This is a genomic window from Vibrio sp. V10_P2A27P122, from assembly GCF_963874335.1.
Lineage (GTDB): Bacteria > Pseudomonadota > Gammaproteobacteria > Enterobacterales > Vibrionaceae > Vibrio > Vibrio anguillarum.
On record NZ_CAWNHY010000095.1, the window covers coordinates 1 to 6036 of the forward strand.

A 6036-nucleotide genomic window follows, 5' to 3' on the forward strand; every position below is an offset into this window, starting at 1 on the left:
GAGTCGATCACTCTCCTGTTTTGTATTTATTTGTTTTTCAAAGGAATATAACCATATTCTTCTATGCGAGCCTTTGCTTCCGCTGATTTTAAAGATGCAATGAAAGCTTGAGTCTCTTTAGTGATTTTTTCAGGGTAATAGACCACTAAAAATGGCATGGAAAGTTTATATTCATGAGTGACAATATTTTTTGCAGTGGCTTCTACTCCCTCAAATTTTATCGATTTAATCGATTTATCTACCGATCCCGTAGAGATGAAACCGATCGCTTGAGGGTTATGGTTAATCAGTGTTTTAACCATACTATTGCTATTGACCACTAAGTTATTGGAACTGATGTCTGACACTAAGCGATCATTAATCACACGAGTCAGGCCTAATAAGCTTTCAAAGCTATAGCGGGAACCTGATGATGCTTCTCTGGTCACAACTGCGATTTTTTGATCAGCACCACCGACTTGTTTCCAGTTGGTTATTTTCCCTTTATAAATATCAAATAACTGCTCACGAGTCAGATTTTCAATACTGTTTAAGCGATTGATTACAACAGCCAACCCATCATAGGCAATCGGCAAGGTGCTCATCGTCTCATCTTGCTCACTTTCTGTGAGGTAGCGCGAGCTCATGGCGATATCTGCGACACCTTTTTTCAGTAATGTGATGCCAGCACTCGAACCTACGGCTTGAACCGCGATATAAGTTTCAGGGTGTGCGGTATTGTAGTCCTCGGCGAATACTTCCATGATCCTAGCGACCGAGGTCGAGCCAGAAATATTAACTTCACTTGCGAAGGCAAACTGGGTATGTAGCAAAGTTGAAAGCAGTGTAGCAAGCGCGACTCGAAACATAGTGGCTCCAATATGGTTATTTAGAAAAATTGAGCCACCATAATATGTCGTATAGATGACACTTTTGTGAACCACAAAGGTAAGTGGTTTGTAGCCTTACGGTTTTTCATATCAGAGATAAGCGAAGTCAGCTATAGTCGAGATGTCAGGAAGCCGTGTTTGAGCGAGGGTAAAATGGCGGTAGTGAATTTGTTGCAACGTCAACTAGAACGAAGAGCAGAGCTTGTTTGCCATAATCGTAACCAAAGTGTGTCTGTTGAATTAGGCAAATCCTGTTTTGAGCCTATTGTTAACGGTGTGCACTTCATCAAACACCATTACAAATTAGATTCAACGCATTGCGACTATTCAAGTATCGTGGCGAAAGTGATTTGGGAAGAAGCTAAATGGGCGCTGTATATTCCCAATACGGATCCCGATAAAGAAATTGAAGATTGGTTGCCGTATCCTTTTCTCCCTAAAACAACGGATTTGACGGCGTTGATCCGCGAAATTGAAAAAGATCCTAAATCTTACTTTTGGTGATCAATAAGCAATAAAAAGGCACTCCGAAGAATGCCTGATAGAAATGTCTATGCTGCTAAAATCACTCCCCTTGGGTAGTGGTATTAGCTTCTGAAGGTATAGGTAACGGTTCGAAAACCTGAGTCGGTTTTGCAATCAGACTGCGGTTTTCCATATTCACTTCTGCGAGCACGACTTCGAGCGTATCACCGAGCTTAAAGACGACTTCTTTATCGACAAGCAGCGTTCCACTTTCCGCATTACATTCAATACGTTCTTTGTTGTCTAAGATTAAAGAACCAGGAATGAATGCGGCTGCGCCATTTTCCAAAAGACGTACGCGCATGCCAGCTCGATTGATATCAAAAATTTCAGCCGTAAAACGGGTGCCTTTGCTCGGTTCGTTTACTAGCGTTCTAGCATAGAGCCAGTCGCCTACGTTACGTTCGGCCATTTTGTGGTGTTTGCGGTGTAGTGCCAACTCTTCACCAACGGTTCCATCCGGTGTTTGTACGGGCTCTTTGTTTAAAATATGTGCTTTCAACATACGATGGTTGATCATATCGCCATATTTACGGATAGGAGAAGTCCAAGTGGCATAGATATCCAAACCCATTGCGTAATGCGGAAGAGGTTGGTTTCCTATTTCACTGTAAGCTTGATACTTGCGGATACGATTATCCAGATAGCGGGTCTCTTGCTTACATAACCAGCGACGTAAAGAGGCAAAGCCTTCTAGAGTCGCTAAGTTATCGGCAGTGTATTCAAGCTCACCCGTTGGGTTGACTAATTCGACAACATCGGCAATTTTTTCGGGTTTGAACCCCGCGTGCGTATTGAACACGCCTTGGCCAAAATGCGCTTTGAGCGTTTTTCCCGCACAGATATTCGCGGTTATCATCGCTTCCTCAACAAGACGGTTAGCACTACGGCGAAGATCCGCATGAATTGCCACTACGTCGTTGTCTTCACTCAGTTCAAATCGATAATCAGGGTGATCAGGAAACACGACCGCGTATGTTTCGCGCCATTGTGCGCGCGCTAATGAAAAATCATACAAATCACGCACAACGGAAGCGATTTGGTCACTTGGTTGCCAATCGGCAGAAGTGCCCGTCTCTAACCAATCTGATACATGATCATAAACCAATCGAGCATGCGATTTAATGTTGGCCGCAAAAAAGGTAATGTCATCGCCAATCACACCTTCTTTAGTCACTGTTACGGTACAGCAAAGGGCAGGGCGAACTTCATTTTCCATCAACGAACACAAATCATCGGCTAAATCACGTGGCAACATTGGGATATTGCGGCCAGGGAGATAAATAGTGAAACCCCGCTCACGCGCGACACTGTCCATCTCGTCATCTGGCGTGATGTATGCGGTTGGGTCTGCAATAGCAATGGTTAATGTGAAGTCACCGTTCTCGGTTCTTTGGGCGAACAGTGCATCATCCATATCTTTAGTTGATGCCCCATCGATGGTCACGAAAGGAAGGTGGGTCATATCGATGCGTTGTAGGTCGGCATCATCTTTTAGCTGCCAATGTTCAATACCAGCCGGCTCACTGTTAGGCAGGTCATTTTCAGCTAAAGTCACCCACCAAGGTGCAATCTTATCGTTGGCATCCGTAATTTTATGGGTGATTTCAACCATAAAGCCGCTATCGTCTTTCAGTGGATGGTTAATAAGCTGTGCAACAACCCAATCACCTTCAGAGAAATGTTCAGGGTTTAATCCTTTTTGCACCTTGGCTTTCAGCGATTGCCTTTTTAGTTGCGGGTTATCGGGCGTGACATTCAGCTTACCTTTGTACAGCTTTACACGGCCAATGAAGCGAGTTAGTGAAGGCTCAAGCAGCTCTTGAGGCTCAGCCACTTCTTTCTCATTCTCGGTGCGAATGATGGCCACCACTTTATCTCCGTGTAGGCATTTCTTCATATACGGAGGCGGAATAAAGAAGCTGTTCTTACTGTCAACTTCTAAAAAGCCGAAGCCTTTTTCAGTGGCTTTTATCGTGCCTTCTTTCTTAGGCAAGTTCTCTTGGATTTGTTGCTTGAGTTGAGCAAGGAGCGGATTATCTTGAAACATGTTTCTTTTTCTAACAAATGCGATTGGGCACACTATAATCATTGAGCGGGATGATTACTACCGAAAGCGTTATTTTTGCTAGTCTGCTTTAACAGTGCGCTGTAAATGCAGCTTCTGTGTTCGTTTTGGGTGAATTAATGAGCTTAATGGTCATTTATGACGAATTTTTGTGATGTAATTCAATTTTTACTAGCTTTTTTTATGCTTTTAGGGAATAATCCGCGTCCCTTATATGTCCCTAGCGGCTTGATGCGTTTTAAGACTTATCCGCATCTGAACGGAACTCAGCTCTTTTTAATGGATCGGTATTGGAATTGGTAGAGCACGTGGGACCTTTTGTTAATTAATCTAGTGGGATCTCCATGCAAGACTCTGTAATTCAATTTAGTGAATTAGCCCTAAACGACTCAATCCTTTCTGCTCTAAATGAAATGGGTTTCGTTTCTCCAACTCCTATCCAAGCTGCTGCTATTCCATTTCTTCTTGAAGGAAGAGATGCGCTAGGTAAAGCACAAACAGGTACAGGTAAAACGGCTGCGTTTTCTCTACCTCTACTGAACAAATTAAACCTTTCTCAACACAAGCCACAAGCAATTGTGATGGCACCAACTCGTGAACTTGCTATCCAAGTTGCGGCAGAAATCAAAAACCTTGGCCAAAAGATTCAAGGTCTTAAAGTACTTGAGATCTATGGCGGTGCTTCTATTGTTGACCAAATGCGCGCTCTGAAAAATGGTGCTCATATTGTGGTTGGCACACCTGGTCGTGTAAAAGATTTGATCACTCGTGACCGCCTTCATTTAGACGAATGTCATACCTTCGTCCTTGATGAAGCTGATGAAATGCTCAAAATGGGCTTCGTTGATGACGTAACTTGGATCATGGAACAAGCACCTGGCACCGCTCAACGCGTGTTGTTCTCTGCGACTATGCCTCCTATGGTGAAGACGATTGTTGACCGTTACCTACGTGATCCAGCTCGTGTTGACGTAGCAGGTTCAAACCAAACTGTTGCGAAAGTAGAGCAGCAATATTGGGTTGTTAAAGGTGTTGAAAAAGATGAAGCGATGGCTCGTCTTCTTGAAACAGAAGAAACCGATGCGTCAATCGTCTTTGTACGTACTCGTCAAGACACTGAGCGTTTAGCTGATTGGTTATTATCTCGTGGCTTTAAAGCGGCAGCGCTTCATGGTGATATTCCGCAATCACTGCGTGAGCGCACGGTTGATCATATCAAACAGGGTGTAATCGACATTCTTGTTGCGACAGACGTTGTTGCTCGTGGTCTTGATGTTCCACGTATTACACACGTGTTCAACTATGATATCCCATTCGATGTAGAATCATACATCCACCGTATTGGCCGTACTGGCCGTGCTGGACGCAAAGGTAAAGCGATCCTTCTAGTTCGCACGAACCAAATTCGTATGTTGCGTACGATTGAGCGCGTAACTCGTTCTCAAATGGAAGAGATTCAACTTCCAATGCGTGACAAAGTTGCTGAAGCTCGTCTCATCAAACTGGGTGCAGAGCTAGAAGCTGACAAAGGTCATACTGCTTTAGACAAATTTGTTGAGCTCATTGAAAAACTTCAACAAAGCCTAGAGATTGATGCCACAACACTGGCGGCCATTTTACTGAAGCGCCAACAAGGCAATCGTCCACTGTTCTATGTCGGCCCAGATCCAATGGTCGACGCGATCGAGCGTGAAAAATCACGTCGTCGTGATCGTAAAGAGGGTAGTGAGCGTGGTGAACGTCGTGAAGGCGGTCGCGATAGCCGTGATGGACGCGAAGGTCGCCGCGAATATGGTACTGCGAGCAATGACTGGGATACTTATCAGTTACAAGTCGGCCGTGAGCAAGGCGTGCAAGTGAAAGACATCGTTGGTGCTTTAGCTAATGAACTTGGTTTAACCAAAGGTTCAATTGGTGCAATTAAACTTGCTCAAGGCCATACATTCGTACAGCTTCCTAAATCAATGTCTTCAGATGTTGAAGGCAAATTGCGTAAACTGCGTATTCGCCAAAAAGAAGTCGGTGCTGTTGTATGTGACTTTGATGACTTCCGCGAGTCTCGTGGTCGTCGTGAAGGTGGTAACGGTGGTGGTGCCCGTCGTGAAGGCGGAAACGGTGGCTTCCGTAATCGTGAAGGCGGTGCTCCTGCGGCTGGCGCAGGTCGTGGTGGCCGTGAAGGTGGCTTCCGTGGCAACCGTGACGGTGCAGCGGCGACTGGTCGTGATGGTGAACGTCGTTTTGACCGCAACCGTGGTGGCGACCATCGTGGTAACTTCCGTGGTGAACGTGGTCACGGCAATGCTAGTGCTAATGCCAATGCGGGTACGTTAAGTCGTCCTCGTCGCGCTGAAGCATAATCAATTATTGAAACTCCAAAGCCCGTGATATTTATCATGGGCTTTTTCTTTTGATTTATATAATTCGATCTTTGCATTTCTAGCGTGAGCTAGTTAAAATCTTCACTTCATTGAAGTTCCGGTATTCGTGTTACCGAGTGAGCTTCGATGGGTTATTTTCAATCAAACTCAACACGTGTTGCTTGGTATGCAACACCACTGTAAGGATTATACATGC

4 protein-coding genes are annotated in these 6036 nt (G+C 44.7%); 2 read left to right on the forward strand and 2 right to left on the reverse strand.

The genetic code is table 11. From position 1 onward, the window contains the following. Positions 1–26: 26 nt before the first annotated feature. Positions 27–848: a phosphate ABC transporter substrate-binding protein gene (locus AACQ17_RS05075; RefSeq protein ID WP_166538007.1), complete on the reverse strand. Its 822-nt coding sequence runs from the start codon at positions 846–848 to the stop codon at positions 27–29. 174 nt (positions 849–1022) lie between these two features. Between AACQ17_RS05075 and AACQ17_RS05080 the strand changes: the two genes are divergently transcribed. Next, positions 1023–1373, forward strand: coding sequence for a DUF3024 domain-containing protein (locus AACQ17_RS05080; protein ID WP_026027345.1), 351 nt, complete (start codon positions 1023–1025; stop codon positions 1371–1373). Between the two features lie 61 nt (positions 1374–1434). Here AACQ17_RS05080 and rnb read toward each other — a convergent pair whose 3' ends face one another. Continuing rightward, positions 1435–3444 carry an exoribonuclease II gene (rnb, locus tag AACQ17_RS05085; protein WP_094146834.1) on the reverse strand — a complete coding sequence of 670 codons (2010 nt, stop codon included), beginning with the start codon at positions 3442–3444 and terminating at the stop codon, positions 1435–1437. A gap of 362 nt (positions 3445–3806) precedes the next feature. Between rnb and AACQ17_RS05090 the strand changes: the two genes are divergently transcribed. Further along, positions 3807–5819 (forward strand): DEAD/DEAH box helicase, encoded by a 2013-nt coding sequence (locus AACQ17_RS05090; RefSeq protein ID WP_064626716.1) that lies wholly within the window; start codon positions 3807–3809, stop codon positions 5817–5819. The last annotated feature ends 217 nt before the right edge of the window (positions 5820–6036 follow it).

What these genes read in the sequence shown, in the direction of transcription:
- AACQ17_RS05075 (WP_166538007.1), bottom strand. Translation starts at nt 848, where the DNA reads ATGTTTCGAGTCGCGCTTGCTACACTGCTTTCAACTTTGCTACATACC.
- AACQ17_RS05090 (WP_064626716.1), top strand. Translation starts at nt 3,807, where the DNA reads ATGCAAGACTCTGTAATTCAATTTAGTGAATTAGCCCTAAACGACTCA.
- AACQ17_RS05080 (WP_026027345.1), top strand. Translation starts at nt 1,023, where the DNA reads ATGGCGGTAGTGAATTTGTTGCAACGTCAACTAGAACGAAGAGCAGAG.
- rnb (WP_094146834.1), bottom strand. Translation starts at nt 3,444, where the DNA reads ATGTTTCAAGATAATCCGCTCCTTGCTCAACTCAAGCAACAAATCCAA.